We start from the raw sequence: 15,174 nt of genomic DNA on the forward strand, positions 1-15,174 counted from the left end.
GGCACCCGGCGCACCTGGCCAACGATGTCAGGATCGGCCGCCATCGGGCATTTCTCTATGAGAGCCGGGTTGTGGGCACCCGCGGGGAGAGAGCCGCTGTGGACGGTCGTGAGGGGGCGTCGCGAAGGCATGAGAGCATTGCCTGGACGATTTCGGGTTCAGGACGGGTATGCGAGACGGGTTCGAGGCGCTGTACCGCGCGCACTACGAAGCGGTGCACCGGTTCGTGAACCGGCGGCTCGCGGGCAGCGCCGACGACATCGTCGCGTCGACGTTCGAGCTCGCCTACCGCAAGCTCCGGAACGACCACCCGCACCCCGTCGGCTGGCTGATCCGCACCGCCGCGAACCTGGTGAAGACCGAACTGCGCAGGCAGGAGCGGGAACGGCGCGCTCTGCGCGACGCCGACCTGGTGCTGTCCGCGCCGGGCGAGGGCGGTGACCTCGACACGCTCTCGAGCCTGCTCGAGCGGATGCCGCGTGCCCACCGCCAGGTGCTCCAGCTGACCTATTGGGACGAGCTGAGCGCGGCGGAGGCGGGCGTCGTGCTCGGCTGCTCCGAGCAGGCGGTGTGGAAGCGGCTCAGCCGGGCCAAGGCGGCGCTCAGGGCCGCATGGCCGACCGAGACCGACCTCGACGGCGACAGAGAGGGGGCGGAGACGTATGCGTAGGCGCGACATCGGCGACGACGAGCTCGCGCGCCTGCTCCGCGCCCTCGACCCGGTCGCACGCGAGCCGGACGCAGAGGCGAGAGCCCGCAAGGAGCGGATCTGGGCCCGGATCTCGGAGCGCATCGACGGCGAGTCCGCGCCGGCGGGATCGTCGCGGCGCGCACGGATGTGGTGGAGCATCTCGCTGCCGGCGCTGGCCGCCGTCGTGGCGCTCATCGTCGTGCTGGTGGCGAACCCGTTCGCCACCCCGGCCCCCGCCGCCGCGCAGGGGCTGCCGCCGCTGGTCTACGAGGCCTCCGAGCTGTCCCTCGACGAGCACCTCGCCCGCGCGCGCGAGCAGCTCGCCGCGTCGCCCGGTCCGGCGGAGCCGATCCGCGAGGCGACCGTCGTCGCGTGGTACTCGCACACCGTGATGGACGGGGAGGAGCGCGGCACGGTCATCTCGCCGGAGGTGATGACCACGTCGTGGGACGAGACGTTCGCGATGCGCATCCGCGTGACGGCCGGACACCCCTATGTCGCGGGCGGCACCGGCGAGCAGCCCCCGACGCGACCCGATCTGCCGGCCGAAGGCACCGTCGTGCGCGACGACACCATCGAACCCGAGATGAACCTGATCGAGGGCGAGCCGCTGCCCGCCCTCGTCCCGGGCAGCGGCGTCGACTTCTACCGGAGCTACGTGCAGGAGTGGGTCGGCGCATACGGCGGCGGCGCCGACCTGGCGCTGCGCGCGATCGAGGACCAGCTCAACTTCTGGACGCTCACCAACGCGCAGCAGGCCGACCTGCTCACCGTGCTCGGCGAGCAGGAGGGGCTCGAGCTGCTCGGGGTCACGCGCGATCGCGCCGGCCGCGAGGTGTTCGGGGTGTCGGCCATGTCCGACACCGGCATGCACGAGTCCGTGCTGCTGATCTCGACCGAGACCGGGCACATCCTCGGCAGCGAGACGATCTACCTCGGCGACGAACCGGAGTTCCCGATTCCGACGGGCACGGTCATGAGCTACCAGATGTGGGGTCTCGCGCCCGACGAGCGCTGAGATCTCCGACGGCGCGGCGAAGCGCCCGATAGCACCTCGACCACACCCCTGCAACAGCCTTCCCCGAACCGGGCGGTGGGCGCAGGGTGGAGGGCATGGTGTTCCTCGGGTATCACGCATCGCACGAGCAGCTGCCGCCGTCCGCCCTTCTCGCTTCGGTGCAGGACGCCGAACGCGCGGGGTTCGACGGCGCGATGTGCTCCGACCACCTCGCCCCGTGGGGCCTCGCGCAGGGCGAGTCGGGCTACACGTGGAGCTGGCTCGGTGCGGCACTGGCCACGACGAACCTCTCGTTCGGCACGGTGACCGCGCCCGGCCAGCGCTATCACCCGGTCATCACGGCGCAGGCGATCGCGACCCTGGCCGAGATGTTCCCCGGGAGGTTCTGGTGCGCGCTCGGCAGCGGCGAGGCGGTCAACGAGCATGTCACCGGCGACGCGTGGCCGCCCAAACCGGAACGGCAGGATCGACTCGCGCAGGCCGCGGATGTCATGCGGCGCCTCATCGCGGGGGAGCGCGTCGACCACGACGGCGCGTTCCGCGTGCACGACGCGCGGATCTGGTCGCGGCCCGACGCACCGCCCCCGTTCTTCGCGGCCGCGGCCTCCGAGCCCACGGCGGCCTGGGCCGCGGAGTGGGCCGAGGGCGTCATAACGGTCGGCCACGACCCCGAGGTCGTGGGCCGCATCCTCGCCGCGTACCGGGATGCCGGCGGCACCGGTCCGTGTGCCGTCCAGGTGCATGTGAGCCTCGGCGCGTCGCGCACCGAGGCGCTCCGGACGGCCGCCGACCAGTGGCGGCAGGCGACCGTCCCCGCGGACCTCATGTGGGATCTCATGCAGCCGGAGGACTTCGACCGTCTGGCGGATCCCTCCGACGTCGGGGCCGTCGAACGCGGTGTGCTCGTCGCCACCGACGATCAGGAGGTGGCCGAGCGCGTGGCTGCGATCGCCGCCGCCGGCGCCGATCGGCTCTACCTGCACGACGTCGCCCAGGATCAGCGGCCCTTCCTCGACCGCGCGCGAGACGGTCTCCTCGACGGGATCAGGGAGCTCTCGTGATCGCCGTCGCCGCGTTCGCACCGCCGGTGAGGGCGCGTGAGGAACGGACACCATGGACGCCCGCGGATGTCAAGCCCCTGGCGCTGCGGGGCCGACCAGGAGAGGGTGCAGAAGCAGGAGGATCGCCATGACCCCGAGGTTCGCCTTGACGCCGAGGTTCACTAAGAAGCAGGGGAGCCCGTCGCAACGGACGGACTCACGAACCGGACGCCAGGACACGGCGGCGACGGAGCATCCGCGCAACGACGAGCGGACCGCCGACCCGGGCCGCGGCACCGAGGAGGAGCGCGGCGCAGAGCGGGCCGCGCGCGAGCGCCTGTTCCAGCGTTCCCGCCCGATGCCGGCCGATCGGCACGAGTGAAGCACCACCAGGAGGAATCCATGCCACACGACGACGTGCACCAACTCGTGCTCACGCCGTTGTCCGAACGTTCGTGGCGGCTCTGCGACCGCAGCGTCGCGCGCAACGACGCCGCCAGCGTGGTCGCCTACGTCGAGCTGCTCGACACCGGCATGTACGAGGCGATCTGGGTCTCGGTCGGTTTCGGCTCGACGCGCTACCCGTCGATGGAGGGTCTCTTCCGTGCCGCCGTGCGGATGCTCGCGAGCACGCGAAGCTCGGGCGCCCTCAAGCCGCAGCCGATCCCGCATCGCCCGCCCGCGCACGTGTGACGGCGCTCGCAGGCGCGCACCGCGCGCGTGTCGGCCGCCGGTGGCAGGATGGGCGCATGCCTGAGTCCCCCGAAGTCGAGGCCCTCGCCCGGTTCCTCGACGTCGAGGCATCCGGTCGTGAGATCCGTGGTGTCGACGTGCTCGAGTTCCGCACGGTCAAGACGCGTGCCACGCCGCCGTCGACCCTCGTGGGCCGCACGATCGCGGGCGCGGCCCGTCGCGGCAAGCATGTCGAGCTGAGGCTCGACGAGGGCAGCCTCGTCGTGTCGCTCGGCCGTCACGGCTGGGTGCGCTGGCTCGTCGGCGGCGAGCCGGCGCCTGCCGCCGAGGCGCCTCCGGCTCTCGCCGCCCTCGAGCTCTCCGACGCGGCGGCGCTGCAGGTGACGGATGCCGGGACGTGGGTCTCGCTCGGGCTGTTCGTCGTGACGGATGCCGCCGAGGTTCCGGCGATCGCCAAGCTCGGTCCTGATCCGGCCGACGCACGCTTCACCCCGGCTGACTTCGATCGCGCGCTGGGCGGCCGGCGCAAGCAGGTCAAGGCGATCCTGCAGGAGCAGGAATCGCTGGCGGGAATCGGGAACGCCTACTCCGACGAGATCCTCCACCTCGCACGCCTCTCGCCCGTCGCCCACGCGGCCGCGCTCGACGAGGCCGAGCGTGAGCGGCTCTTCGATGCCACGGTCATCACGGTGCGAGAGGCCATCGACGCTCGTATCGGCATCCCCATCGATCAGCTCAAGGCTGCCAAGGTCGGCGCGATGCGGGTGCACGGTCGCACCGGCGAGACGTGTCCGGTGTGCGGCGACACGATCCGCGACTTCACGTTCTCGGGCACGTCGGCGCAGTACTGCCCGACCTGCCAGACCGGGGGCGTGCTCCTGTGACACGCGCCGGGGGCGCGCATCGCGGGTTAGCATGGACGCCATGACGACGTCGCCTCTCCCCGCCCCGAACACGCTCGCCCCCGTCTCCGACGAGAAGAACCTGCTCACCGTCGTGGAGTCCGCCGGCGCCTGCTGCGGCGGCGGCAGCTGCGGCACCGTCTGAGCCACTGACGGCTCGCGCGCGATGGCCGACGACCTCCGGATCACCCCGCGCGTCGCGCGGATCCTCACGTCCGAGGAATCCGTCTACGGACTCATCCTCGTCTCGGGCATGATCGTCGTCAGCGGCACCGTCGCCGGCACGTCGATCAACGCCCTCGTGACGGTGGCCGTCACGGTCATCGTCTTCTACCTGGCCCACGTGTACGCGGGTACGCTCGGTCGCCTCGCGGCCACCGACGGCAGCGCCGGGCTGGGCGCGAGCATCAGGGCGGCGGCCCGGCACTCGCGCGGCATGCTGGCCGCCTCGGTCGCGCCGCTGGCGATTCTGCTGCTCGGCACGACCGACCTCGTCGACGACACCGTCGCCATCTGGTCGGCGCTCATCGCCAACACGGTGCTGCTGGGCGTGCTGGGCTGGATCGTCGTGGCGCGGTGGAGCACGCGCTGGTGGCCCCGGCTTCTCAGCGCGGTGATCACGGCCGGGTTCGGCCTCGTGCTCATCGCGCTGAAGGCGATCATCCACCACTGAACCTCACCGCGTGCGACGGATGCCTCACCCGCGGTGAGGGTGAGGCATCCGTCCGGCGTGCCGGATCAGTGGGCGACCGGTGCGCCCATCGGCTGGTCGACCGGCTTGCGGACGAGGAACGCCCCCACCAGCAGCGGCAGCGACAGGATGGCCGCGACGAGGAACGCGGCGTGGGTGCCGGCTGCCTGAGCCGCCAGGTCGTCCGCCCCCGACTCGGCGGCGGACGCCGTGGCGGCCGCCATCACGCCGAACATGAGGGCGATGCCCGCGGCACCGGCGACCTGCTGCACCGTGCCGACGACGGCCGAGCCGTACGAGTAGAAGCGCGGCTGCAGCGAGGCCAGCGACGCGGTGAACAGCGGCGTGAACGACATCGCGAGACCGACCGACAGCACGGTCTGCGCGACCGCGATGACCAGCACCGGGGTCCCGGACGTGAACGTCGTGTAGAACCACAGCATGGCGCTGGTGATCACGGCGCCCGGCACCAGCAGCACGGTCGTGCCCCAGCGGTCGTAGATGCGACCGATGACCGGGCCGAGCAGACCCATCGCGAGCGCGCCGGGGAGCACGATGAGTCCGGTCCCGAGCGGGTCGACCTCGAGCACGTTCTGGACGTAGAGCGGCACCACCGTGATCGCGCCGAAGAACGCCATGGACATGACGGCCATCTGTGCGATCGACAGCGAGAAGTTGCCCGACCGGAACACCCTCAGATCCAGCAGCGCGTCGTCCTTGCGCTGCAGGAGCACCTGGCGCCAGCCGAAGAGGCCGAGGGCCACGACGCCGACGGACAGCGCGATGATCAGCGTCGTCGTCGACGTGGCCGTCGCCGCGGCAGCGGCAGCACCGCCGCCGTGCCCGCCGGCACCGAGCTGGCTGAGCCCGAACACGATGCCGCCGAAGCCGAACGCCGACAGGATCACCGACAGCACATCGATCGGGGCATGCGTGGTCTCGCCGAGGTTGTGGATCCACCGGGCGCCGACGACGAGCGCGACGAGCGCGATGGGCAGCACGATGCCGAAGATCCAGCGCCACTCGAAGGTGTTCAGGATCGCGCCGGCGAGCGTCGGGCCGATGGCGGGGGCCAGTGAGATCACGATGCTGACCCGGCCCATCATGCGTCCGCGGATCGCGGGCGGCACGACGGTCATCAGGGTCGTCATGAGCAGCGGCATCATGATGGCGGTGCCGGATGCCTGCACCACGCGCGCGACCAGCAGCACCGGGAACCCGGGGGCGAGGAACGCGATGAGCGTGCCCGCCGAGAACAGCCCCATCGCGGCCACGAACATCGTGCGGGTCGTGAATCGGCGCAGCAGGAAGCCGGTGATCGGGATGACGACGGCCATCGTCAGCATGAACGCGGTCGTCAGCCACTGGGCCGCCAGAGCGGTGATGCCGAGGTCGTCGATCAGGTGCGGGATCGCCACGCCCATCGTCGTCTCGTTGAGGATCGCGACGAACGCGGCTGCCAGGAGGAGCCAGATGACGCGGCTCTCCTCGGGGCGCAGCGCGGGCGCGGCCGCGGGGGAGACGGCGGGGATGCTGCCGGTTCCGGGTGTCGTTTCGATGGCGGCCATGGGTCGTCTCCTCGAGGCTCGGACAGGACAGCGAAGCGCCACCCCCCAGGATGGCAAGCCATCAGGATAACCACAGCCTCCGACATCCCATTCCCGATCCGGGGAACGGGCCGGGAATCCGGGCGGGCCGCGCCCTAGTCCTCCAGGGACTCCTCGTCGTCCGGGCGGTCCCACTTCTCCGAGCCGATCGCGTCGGTGGGGCGCGGCGTGGGCTCGCGCTCCTCGAGGTCGTGGGGGAGCGGGTTCACGATCTCCTCGTGCGGGATCGCCTTCAGCGCGTCGATCTCTGCACGGAGCTCGGCGAGGTCGCCGCCGTCGTGTTCGGGGGAGCCGCTGGTCGTGGTCATGGCCAAAGCCTAGCGTCGCAGGGCGTCGATAGGCTGACGAGGTGAGCATGCGCGGGGGCGGAGGGATGAGCCGCGGCGGCGGGGGTGGTCATCCCGGCTTCCGGCCCGTCGACACCGAGGCGCAGCGGCGCGAGAACGCCGAGGCTCCGCGCATCCCGAACCTCGGCCGGCGCGTCGTCGGGCTGTTCCGTCCGTACGCGGGGTCGATCGTGGTCACGGGCATCCTCGTGGTCGTGGGCGCCGCCATCGCGGTGATCCCGGCCCTCCTCGTGCAGCGGATCTTCGACGACGCGCTCTTCCCCGTCGACGGCTCCGGGCCCGACCTGTCGCTGCTGTGGACGCTCGTCGCGGCGATGATCGGCCTGTTCCTGCTGTCGGCGGTCGTCGGCGTCGCGCAGACATGGCTCACCTCGACCGTCGGCAACCGGGTCACCGGCGACCTGCGGGTGAAGCTGTTCGACCACCTGCAGGCGATGGAGCTCGCCTTCTTCACGCGGACCAAGACCGGCGTCATCCAGTCGCGCCTGCAGAACGACGTGGGCGGTGTCTCGGGCGTGCTCACCAACACGGTGACGAGCATCCTGGGCAATACGGTCACGGTGGTGGCGTCGCTGGTCGCGATGATCATCATCGACTGGCGCCTCACGATCATCGCGGTGATCCTCATGCCCGGGCTGGTGCTCGTCCAGCGCCGCGTGGGGCAGGTGCGGGCCCGCATCGCGGGGCAGACGCAGGAGTCCCTGTCGGAGCTCACCGCGATCACGCAGGAGACGCTCAGCGTGTCGGGCATCCTGTTGTCGAAGTCGTTCAACCGCCAGCGCGCGGAGTCCGCGCGGTACGCCGACGAGAACCGCAATCAGGTGCGTCTCCAGGTGCGCCGCGCGATGAGCGGTCAGGGCTTCTTCGCCGTCGTGCAGGTGCTCATGGCGAGCGTCCCCGCCATCATCTATCTCGTCGCCGGCTACTTCATCGTGGGCGGCAGCGACGCGATCACCGCCGGCACCATCGTCGCCTTCACCACGGTGCAGGCGCGCCTGCTCATGCCGCTCATGGGCCTCATGCGCGTCTCGCTCGACCTGCAGACCTCGGCGGCGCTGTTCGCCCGCATCTTCGAGTACCTCGATCTGACGCCGGCGATCCGCGACGCTGCGGACGCGGTCGACGTCGACGAGGCCCCCGGTCCGCTCGGCCGCATCGAGTTCCGCGACGTCGTGTTCCGCTACCCGGATGCCGCGCCCGACACGCGTCCCACGCTGCGCGGCGTGTCGTTCGTGGCCGAGCCCGGTCAGCACGTCGCGTTCGTCGGGCCCTCCGGCGCCGGCAAGACGACCGTGCTCTATCTCACACCGCGCCTGTACGAGGCATCCGACGGTGCCGTCCTGTTCGCCGGTGAGGACGTGCGGCGGCTGCGGCTCGAGTCGATCATCGACAACATCGGCATCGTGTCGCAGGAGACCTACCTGTTCCACGCGACGATCCGCGAGAACCTGCGCTACGCCAAGCCGGACGCGACGGATGCCGAACTCGAGGCGGCGTGCCGCGCGGCCAGCATCCACCACGTGATCGAGCGGTTCGAGGACGGGTACGACACCGTCGTGGGCGAACGCGGGTACCGTCTGTCCGGCGGGGAGAAGCAGCGCATCGCGATCGCCCGCGTGCTACTGAAGGACCCGCCCGTGCTGCTCCTGGACGAAGCGACGTCGGCGCTCGACACCGTGTCGGAGCGCGTCGTGCAAGAGGCTCTGGATGCCGCGGCGCGCGGCCGCACGACGCTGTCGATCGCGCACCGCCTCTCGACGGTGATCGCGGCCGACGTCATCCACGTGGTCGAGGCGGGGCGCATCGTCGAGTCGGGCACCCACGCCTCGCTCGTCGCCCGGGGCGGGCTCTACGCCGAGCTCGCCGCGGAGCAGCTCGCGTCGTCGCGCATCCTCGAGGCCGAGGAGTCCGAGCCGCCGCCCGACCACCCCGACCGTCGCGCGGATCGGCCGCCGCGCGACCCCGCGCCGCCCGGCGCCACCCCGCCCGGCGAGGCGTCGCCTCCGGCGTCGAGCGGGGAGGCCGCCGCGGGGGACTGGGCGACCGCGGAGCTGCCCGGTCCGTGAGTCACCACAGGCTCGCGGCGGCGAGCGCCGTCGCGGCCGGCTCTCCGAGCACGGCCCCGTCGGCGCGCGCGGCCAGCCTGCGTGCGAAACCGCCCAGATCGCGGCGGTAGGCGGGGTCGGGGTGCTGGTGGGCGAGCTCCACCAGCGGCGGCAGGTCCATCGCGAGGATGAGGCGTACCCGGGATGCCACCGCCCGCGGGTGGCCGGCGGCGTCGAGCACCTCGATCCCGCCGGCGAGGGCCTCGACGTAGTCGCGCATCACCGGGAGCTCGCCCTTGTGCTGCGTGATGGACGAGCCGTCGGCCCGCTCGCGCCACTCCACGACGACGTCGGGGACGACATCGAACGCACGGGCGCGCGTGTACATCTGCTGCGCGACGATCTGGTCCTCGTATGCCTTGCCGACCGGGAACCGCAGCCCCGCACGTCGCCAGAAGTCGGTGCGGCTCACCTTCGACCACGCCACGATGTTGCCCGACGCGTCGGGGTGGTGTTCGAGGGTCGTGCCCGTGCGCGCGGGGTCGGTGGCCGCGCTCACCCACGGCTGGACGTGGCCCGCCGTGTAGCCGCCCGCGGTGTCGGGGCGCAGCCGCACGTAGGCGCCGAGGGCGAAGTCGCTCCCGCTGCCGTCGAGCGTCGTGACGAGCCGCTCCAGGGCGGTCGGGGTCATGCGGTCGTCGGCGTCGAGGAACGCGACGAACGGCGTGCGCACCCGGTCCAGCCCGGTGTTGCGCGCGGCCCCGAGCCCTGCCTGCTCGGAGTGGTGCACCACCTCGAAGCGCGCATCCTCCGCCGCCGCCCGGTCGAAGATCGCGCCGGTCGCGTCGGTCGAGGCGTCATCGACCAGCACCGCGACCCAGTCGGTCAGCGTCTGGGCGCGCAGCGACTCGAGCGCATCGGCTGCCCACTCCGCCACGTTGTAGCCCGGCACGATGACGGTCACGACGGGGGGCACGTACAGATCCTAAGGCGCCCTCGTGCCGCCGGTGCCCGAGACGGCGATGACGGATGCCGCGACCGCGTCCGCGACGGCATCCAGCGGCTCGCTCAGCGAGTGCGGGAACGTGAAGCGCACCGCCGTGCGCGCGATCTCGGGGTCCACGCCCATCGCGACCAGCACATGCGAGGGCTCGTCGCTGCCCGCCGCGCACGCCGACCCGCTCGATGACACGACGCCGCGGCGTTCGAGTTCGAGCAGCACGGCCTCGCCGCTGGTGCCGGCGAACGTGAAGCTCGCGGTGCCGGGGAGCCGGTGCACGGGGTCGCCCGTGAGCGCGGCCGACGGCACGGCGCCGAGCACGCGGGCCACGAACCTGTCGCGGATCGCGGAGACGCGGGCCGCCGCCTGCGCGCGTTCGGTCTCGGCGAGCTCGAGTGCCGTGGCGAACCCGACGGCCCCGGCCACGTTCTCGGTGCCGCTGCGCCGCCCGCGCTCCTGGCCGCCGCCGTGCAGCACCGGCTCCAGCGGCACGCGCCCGCGCACCGCCAGCACCCCGGTGCCCTTGGGGGCGCCGATCTTGTGCCCGGCGAGCGAGATCGCGTCGTAGCCGAGTTCCGCGGCCGAGAGCGTCAGCCAGCCGGCGGCCTGCACCGCGTCGAGGTGCAGCGGCGCGCGCCGCTCGTGGGCGACCGCGGCGAGGGCCGCGGCATCCTGCACCGTCCCGACCTCGTTGTTGGCGTACCCGATGCTCACGACCGCGGTGCCGCCCTCGTCGCTCGGCGAGCGGAGCGCGGCGGCGAGGACGTCCGGCGAGACGCGACCGTGCTCGTCGACGTCGAGGAGGGTGATCGCGAAGCCGTGGAAGCGCTGCAGGAAGCGGGCGGACTCGAGCACCGCCTCATGCTCGATCGGCGTCGTGATCACGTGCCGCGCGCCGTGGTGCTCGAGCGCCGCGAGGGCGATGCCTTTGACCGCGAGGTTGTCGGCCTCGGTGCCGCCCGAGGTAAAGACGACATCGCCCGCGCGCATGCCCAGCACCCGTGCGACGCGTCGCCGGGCGTCGTCGAGCGCGTCGGCGGCGGCCTCGCCCACGGTGTGACGGCTCGACGGATTGCCGAACCAGCGCGTGAGGTACGGCGTCATGGCCTCGAGCACCTCCGGGCGCACCGGGGTCGTGGCCGCGTTGTCGAGGTAGAGCATGCTCATGGCGGGACCGCCGTCAGGAGGCGTCGATGCGCACGTCGAGACCCAGATCGAGCGCTCGCGCGGAGTGCGTGAGCGCGCCCACCGAGATCACGTCGACACCGGTCTCGGCGATCGCGCGCACGGTTTCGAGCGACACCCCTCCCGACGCCTCGACCACGGCGCGTCCGGCGACCTGGGCGACACCTGCCCGCAGCTCGTCGAGCGTGAAGTTGTCGAGCATTATCGTGCCGATCCCGGCCTCGAGCACGGGCTCGATCTGCTCGAGCCGGTCGACCTCGACCTCGAGGTGCGTCGTGTGCGGGAGCCGGTCCTTCGCCGCCCGCAGGGCCGCCGTGATCGCCGCGCCCCATGCGTCGCCGCGCGCGCCGCGCGCGAGGACGGCGAGGTGGTTGTCCTTGGCCATCACCGCGTCCGAGAGCGAGTGGCGGTGGTTGCGCCCGCCGCCGTCGCGCACGGCCTTGCGCTCGAAGGCGCGCAGGCCCGGTGTCGTCTTGCGCGTGTCGGCGATGCGGACGCCGGTGTGCGCCACTTCGGCCACGTATCGTCCGGTGAGCGTCGCGATGCCCGACATCCGCTGCGCGAAGTTCAGGCCGATGCGCTCGGCGGTGAGCACGCCGCGCGCCGGGCCGGTGACCACGGCGAGCACCGCGCCCGGCTCGAACCATTCGCCGTCTTCGACGACGAGCTGCACCTCGATGCGCGGATCCGTCAGCCGGAACGCCGCCTGGAACACCTCGCCTCCCGAGAAGACCCCGGGCTCGCGCGCGACGAGGTCGGCACGCGCGGCGGCGGTCTCGGGCAGCAGGTACTCGCTCGTGGCGTCGCCCCAGGGCGCGTCCTCCTCGAGCGCGGCGGCCACGACGCGGTCGATGTGGGCGCGGGTCAGCATGCGACCGCCGCCTCGGCGACGAGCGAGCCCGCGAGGGCGGTGTCGGAGCGATAGTGGGCGCCGACCGATTCGCGGCGCTCCCGCGCGGCGGCGACGAGGCGCTCGGCCACCAGCAGCAGGTTCTCGTCCTCGAGCTCGCGCTCGGTGCGCGGGGCGCGCGCCTGCGAGCGCCAGGCGGCGATGACGGATGCCGCGTGCCCGAGCCCCTGTTCGTCGCGCACGAGTCCCGCGTGATCCCACAGGAGCTCCTGCAGCGCTCGCCGCGAGAACGCCGGCACCGCCGCCGCCACTCCGGGTTCGTTCGTCGTGGAGGTGCGCGGTACAGCCGCTGCGGTGCGCGCATGCGACGAACCGACCGTGTGGGAGAGGCCCGGCCACGCCGGAGACGCGGCGTCCGCCGCGATCACGTCTCCCGCGCGGGCGCCGAACACGGCGCCCTCGAGGAGCGAGTTCGACGCGAGCCGGTTCGCGCCGTGCACGCCGGTGCGCGCGACCTCGCCCACCGCGTACAGACCCGGCAGCGACGTGCGTCCGTGCAGGTCGGTCGACACGCCGCCCATCAGGTAATGCGCGGCGGGCGTCACCGGGATCGGCTCCCGCGCCCAGTCGAGCCCGCGTTCGCGCACGGCGCGGTCGATGGTGGGGAACCGGCGGGCCAGGAACGCCGCGCGGGCCGAGGTCGCCCGATCGAGCGCCGCCGACGAAGCCGTGCCTGCGATCGCGTCCGGCGGCGTACCGAGGTCATCGGCCGGGTGCAGGTGCGTCGCGTCGAGGAGCACCGGGCGCCCGTCCTGCGCCTCCATCTGCCGTGCGATCGCGCGCGCGACGACGTCTCGCGGCGCGAGCTCGCCGTCGGGGTGCGCGTCGAACGCGAAGCGCCGGCCGTGCTCGTCGACCAGGGTCGCGCCCTCGCCGCGCACCGCCTCCGAGACCAGGAACGACTCGCCCACCGGGAGCACGGTCGGGTGGAACTGGAAGAACTCGAGGTCGGCGACGGCGGCACCGGCGCGCAGCGCGGCCGCGATGCCGTCACCGGTGGCCACCGGGGGATTGGTGGAATGCGCGTACAGCTCGCCGGCGCCGCCGGTGGCGAGCACGACCGCGTCGGCGGCGACGGTCCGGCGCGCGCCGGGCACGGCATCCGTCTCGCCGACCAGCAGGTCGACGCCGGTCACGGCGCCGGCCGTGACGACGAGGTCGACGAGGAAGGCGTGCTCGATGACCTCGACGGCGCTCGCGCGCAGGCGTGCGACGAGCGCCCTCTCGATCGCCGTGCCGGTGGCGTCGCCGCCGGCGTGCAGGATGCGGGGGTACGAATGGGCGGCCTCGAGGCCCTTGACGAAGTCGCCGTCGCGGTCGCGGTCGAACGCGACGCCGATGTCGATGAGCTCGCGGATGCGGGACGGCCCCTCCTCGACGAGGACGCGCACGGCGTCCGGGTCGCCGAGCCCCGCGCCGGCGGCGAGCGTGTCGCGGACGTGGTCCTCGGCACGGTCGTCGCCGAACATGACGCCCGCGATGCCGCCCTGCGCGAAACGCGTGTTGGCGTGCTCGAGCACATCCTTCGTGACGAGCGTCACGCGGCAGCCGCGGTCGACGGCGTGCAGCGCGGTGATGAGCCCCGCGATGCCGGAGCCCACCACGACGACCGCTGGGCCCTGCGGCCCCCGGGATGTCATGACGCGTTCTCCCAGTCGGCGGCGGGTGCTGCCGGCGGCTTGGCGGCGAGCATGCGCTCGAGCGCGACGCGTGCCGGCTCGGCGACATCGGACGGCACCACGATGCGGTTGCGCACCTCGCCGGTCACGAGTCCCTCCAGCACCCATGCGAGGTAGCCGGGGTGGATGCGGTACATCGTCGAGCAGGGGCACACGACGGGGTCGAGGCAGAAGATCTCGTGCTGCGGGTGCTGGGCGGCCAGGCGCTGCACGAGGTTCACCTCGGTGCCGATCGCGAAGGCGGTCGGCTCGGTCGCCGCCTCGATCGCCTTGCGGATGTAGTCGGTCGAGCCGGACTCGTCGGCGGCGTCGACGACGTCCATGGGGCATTCGGGGTGCACGATCACGCGCACGCCCGGGTGCTCGGCGCGCGCCTTGTCGATCTGGTCGACCGAGAAGCGGCGGTGCACCGAGCAGAAGCCGTGCCACAGGATGACGCGGGCGTCTTCGAGGGCCTCGGCGGATGCCCCGCCCAGGGGGCGCCGCGGGTTCCACATCGGCATCTGCTCGAGCGGCACGCCCATCGCCTTCGCGGTGTTGCGGCCCAGGTGCTGATCGGGGAAGAAGAGCACGCGGCGGCCGCGCTGGAACGCCCACTCCAGCACGGTGCGGGCGTTCGACGACGTGCAGACGATACCGCCGTGGCGCCCCACGAAGCCCTTGATGGCGGCCGAGGAGTTCATGTACGTGACGGGGATGACGGGCACGAGGCCGTCGGCATCCGGCTTGTCCATGTCGCCGTAGATCTCGGCGAGCTGCTCCCAGCAGTCCTCGACCTGGTCGATGTCGGCCATGTCGGCCATCGAGCAGCCGGCGGCGAGGTTCGGCAGGATCACGGCCTGCTCGGGACGCGAGAGCAGGTCGGCGGTCTCGGCCATGAAGTGGACGCCGCAGAACACGATCGCCTCGGCATCCGGGTGCTCCAGCGCGGCGTTGGCGAGCTGGAACGAGTCGCCCACGTAGTCGGCGTGCACGACGACCTCTTCGCGCTGATAGAAGTGGCCGAGCACGACGACGCGGTCGCCGAGCGTCGCCTTGGCGGCGCGGATCCGGTTGTCGAGCTCCGCCTCGGACGCCTCGCGGTACTCGCGGGGCAGCTCGCCCTGCCGGGGAGACCCCGTCGGGATGACGTCGCCCATCGACGAGCCCGGCCCGTACCCGGGACGGATGTCGAAGTCCCACGGGCCGGCGGCGAGGTCGGTGGTGCACGTCTGCGCGGTGGAGGCGCCCGACACGATCGCCTGGATCTCGTGATCCACCGAGGCGTCCATGCTGTTCCGCTGCGCGGGGTTTCCCCGCTCCGCGGGGCCGAGCCGGGGCTTGAGGGTGATGTCGACGGCGGGCATGTCGGGTGCTCCGTTCGGGT

16 protein-coding genes are annotated in these 15,174 nt (G+C 72.5%); 9 read left to right on the forward strand and 7 right to left on the reverse strand.

Translation table 11 applies throughout. The features are described 5' to 3' along the window. The first annotated feature begins 169 nt into the window (after positions 1–169). The 8 genes from IM778_RS06315 to IM778_RS06345 all read left to right on the forward strand — a co-directional run bounded on the left by IM778_RS06315 (position 170) and on the right by IM778_RS06345 (position 5,017). The gene (locus IM778_RS06315) at positions 170–670 is read left to right on the forward strand and encodes an RNA polymerase sigma factor (protein ID WP_194411195.1); all 501 of its coding nucleotides are present in this window, start codon (positions 170–172) and stop codon (positions 668–670) included. Next, on the forward strand, positions 663–1,709 hold the full coding sequence (locus tag IM778_RS06320) for a hypothetical protein (protein ID WP_194411196.1): 1,047 nt from the start codon (positions 663–665) through the stop codon (positions 1,707–1,709). Before IM778_RS06315 ends, IM778_RS06320 begins: the two co-directional genes overlap by 8 nt. Before the next feature lie 95 nt (positions 1,710–1,804). Further along, complete coding sequence (locus IM778_RS06325; RefSeq protein WP_194411197.1) at positions 1,805–2,770, forward strand: TIGR03885 family FMN-dependent LLM class oxidoreductase; 966 nt, start codon at positions 1,805–1,807, stop codon at positions 2,768–2,770. A 127-nt stretch (positions 2,771–2,897) separates the two neighbouring features. Continuing rightward, positions 2,898–3,131 (forward strand): hypothetical protein, encoded by a 234-nt coding sequence (locus IM778_RS06330; protein ID WP_194411198.1) that lies wholly within the window; start codon positions 2,898–2,900, stop codon positions 3,129–3,131. A 20-nt stretch (positions 3,132–3,151) separates the two neighbouring features. Then, positions 3,152–3,442, forward strand: a complete 291-nt coding sequence (locus IM778_RS06335; protein WP_194411199.1) for a hypothetical protein — start codon at positions 3,152–3,154, stop codon at positions 3,440–3,442. Between the two features lie 56 nt (positions 3,443–3,498). Then, positions 3,499–4,326 (forward strand): DNA-formamidopyrimidine glycosylase family protein, encoded by an 828-nt coding sequence (locus IM778_RS06340; protein WP_194411200.1) that lies wholly within the window; start codon positions 3,499–3,501, stop codon positions 4,324–4,326. 40 nt (positions 4,327–4,366) lie between these two features. Further along, on the forward strand, positions 4,367–4,489 hold the full coding sequence (locus IM778_RS17875) for a hypothetical protein (protein ID WP_273541857.1): 123 nt from the start codon (positions 4,367–4,369) through the stop codon (positions 4,487–4,489). A 21-nt stretch (positions 4,490–4,510) separates the two neighbouring features. Beyond that, positions 4,511–5,017 carry a hypothetical protein gene (locus tag IM778_RS06345; protein WP_194411201.1) on the forward strand — a complete coding sequence of 169 codons (507 nt, stop codon included), beginning with the start codon at positions 4,511–4,513 and terminating at the stop codon, positions 5,015–5,017. 65 nt (positions 5,018–5,082) lie between these two features. Here the strand turns inward: IM778_RS06345 and IM778_RS06350 are convergent, their stop codons facing one another. Next, on the reverse strand, positions 5,083–6,603 hold the full coding sequence (locus IM778_RS06350) for a DHA2 family efflux MFS transporter permease subunit (RefSeq protein ID WP_194411202.1): 1,521 nt from the start codon (positions 6,601–6,603) through the stop codon (positions 5,083–5,085). 134 nt (positions 6,604–6,737) lie between these two features. After that, a complete protein-coding gene (locus IM778_RS06355; RefSeq protein ID WP_194411203.1) occupies positions 6,738–6,950 on the reverse strand; it encodes a hypothetical protein in 213 nt (70 codons plus the stop codon). Positions 6,951–6,997: 47 nt separating this feature from the next. Here IM778_RS06355 and IM778_RS06360 point away from each other — a divergent pair, with 47 nt between their 5' ends. After that, entirely contained in the window at positions 6,998–9,055 is a 2,058-nt protein-coding gene (locus IM778_RS06360; protein ID WP_228484830.1) for an ABC transporter ATP-binding protein, read from the forward strand. A gap of 1 nt (position 9,056) precedes the next feature. On the opposite strand, the gene IM778_RS06365 is transcribed toward IM778_RS06360, so the two are convergent. From IM778_RS06365 to nadA, 5 genes are read right to left on the reverse strand one after another with little or no spacing between them, the layout of a single operon-like run. Further along, positions 9,057–10,010, reverse strand: a complete 954-nt coding sequence (locus IM778_RS06365; RefSeq protein WP_194411204.1) for a glycosyltransferase family 2 protein — start codon at positions 10,008–10,010, stop codon at positions 9,057–9,059. A 9-nt stretch (positions 10,011–10,019) separates the two neighbouring features. Continuing rightward, complete coding sequence (locus tag IM778_RS06370) at positions 10,020–11,195, reverse strand: cysteine desulfurase family protein (protein WP_194411752.1); 1,176 nt, start codon at positions 11,193–11,195, stop codon at positions 10,020–10,022. Between the two features lie 19 nt (positions 11,196–11,214). Beyond that, positions 11,215–12,090, reverse strand: coding sequence for a carboxylating nicotinate-nucleotide diphosphorylase (nadC, locus tag IM778_RS06375; RefSeq protein WP_194411205.1), 876 nt, complete (start codon positions 12,088–12,090; stop codon positions 11,215–11,217). Then, a complete protein-coding gene (locus tag IM778_RS06380; protein WP_194411206.1) occupies positions 12,084–13,769 on the reverse strand; it encodes an L-aspartate oxidase in 1,686 nt (561 codons plus the stop codon). Before IM778_RS06380 ends, nadC begins: the two co-directional genes overlap by 7 nt. Further along, the gene (nadA, locus tag IM778_RS06385) at positions 13,766–15,154 is read right to left on the reverse strand and encodes a quinolinate synthase NadA (protein ID WP_194411207.1); all 1,389 of its coding nucleotides are present in this window, start codon (positions 15,152–15,154) and stop codon (positions 13,766–13,768) included. Before nadA ends, IM778_RS06380 begins: the two co-directional genes overlap by 4 nt. Positions 15,155–15,174: the final 20 nt, after the last annotated feature.

The sequence above is a fragment of the Microbacterium cremeum genome (assembly GCF_015277855.1).
Lineage (GTDB): Bacteria > Actinomycetota > Actinomycetes > Actinomycetales > Microbacteriaceae > Microbacterium > Microbacterium cremeum.

What these genes read in the sequence shown, in the direction of transcription:
- IM778_RS06315 (WP_194411195.1), top strand. Translation starts at nt 170, where the DNA reads ATGCGAGACGGGTTCGAGGCGCTGTACCGCGCGCACTACGAAGCGGTG.
- IM778_RS06320 (WP_194411196.1), top strand. Translation starts at nt 663, where the DNA reads ATGCGTAGGCGCGACATCGGCGACGACGAGCTCGCGCGCCTGCTCCGC.
- IM778_RS06325 (WP_194411197.1), top strand. Translation starts at nt 1,805, where the DNA reads ATGGTGTTCCTCGGGTATCACGCATCGCACGAGCAGCTGCCGCCGTCC.
- IM778_RS06330 (WP_194411198.1), top strand. Translation starts at nt 2,898, where the DNA reads ATGACCCCGAGGTTCGCCTTGACGCCGAGGTTCACTAAGAAGCAGGGG.
- IM778_RS06335 (WP_194411199.1), top strand. Translation starts at nt 3,152, where the DNA reads ATGCCACACGACGACGTGCACCAACTCGTGCTCACGCCGTTGTCCGAA.
- IM778_RS06340 (WP_194411200.1), top strand. Translation starts at nt 3,499, where the DNA reads ATGCCTGAGTCCCCCGAAGTCGAGGCCCTCGCCCGGTTCCTCGACGTC.
- IM778_RS17875 (WP_273541857.1), top strand. Translation starts at nt 4,367, where the DNA reads ATGACGACGTCGCCTCTCCCCGCCCCGAACACGCTCGCCCCCGTCTCC.
- IM778_RS06345 (WP_194411201.1), top strand. Translation starts at nt 4,511, where the DNA reads ATGGCCGACGACCTCCGGATCACCCCGCGCGTCGCGCGGATCCTCACG.
- IM778_RS06350 (WP_194411202.1), bottom strand. Translation starts at nt 6,603, where the DNA reads ATGGCCGCCATCGAAACGACACCCGGAACCGGCAGCATCCCCGCCGTC.
- IM778_RS06355 (WP_194411203.1), bottom strand. Translation starts at nt 6,950, where the DNA reads ATGACCACGACCAGCGGCTCCCCCGAACACGACGGCGGCGACCTCGCC.
- IM778_RS06360 (WP_228484830.1), top strand. Translation starts at nt 6,998, where the DNA reads ATGCGCGGGGGCGGAGGGATGAGCCGCGGCGGCGGGGGTGGTCATCCC.
- IM778_RS06370 (WP_194411752.1), bottom strand. Translation starts at nt 11,195, where the DNA reads ATGCTCTACCTCGACAACGCGGCCACGACCCCGGTGCGCCCGGAGGTG.
- nadC (WP_194411205.1), bottom strand. Translation starts at nt 12,090, where the DNA reads ATGCTGACCCGCGCCCACATCGACCGCGTCGTGGCCGCCGCGCTCGAG.
- IM778_RS06380 (WP_194411206.1), bottom strand. Translation starts at nt 13,769, where the DNA reads ATGACATCCCGGGGGCCGCAGGGCCCAGCGGTCGTCGTGGTGGGCTCC.
- nadA (WP_194411207.1), bottom strand. Translation starts at nt 15,154, where the DNA reads ATGCCCGCCGTCGACATCACCCTCAAGCCCCGGCTCGGCCCCGCGGAG.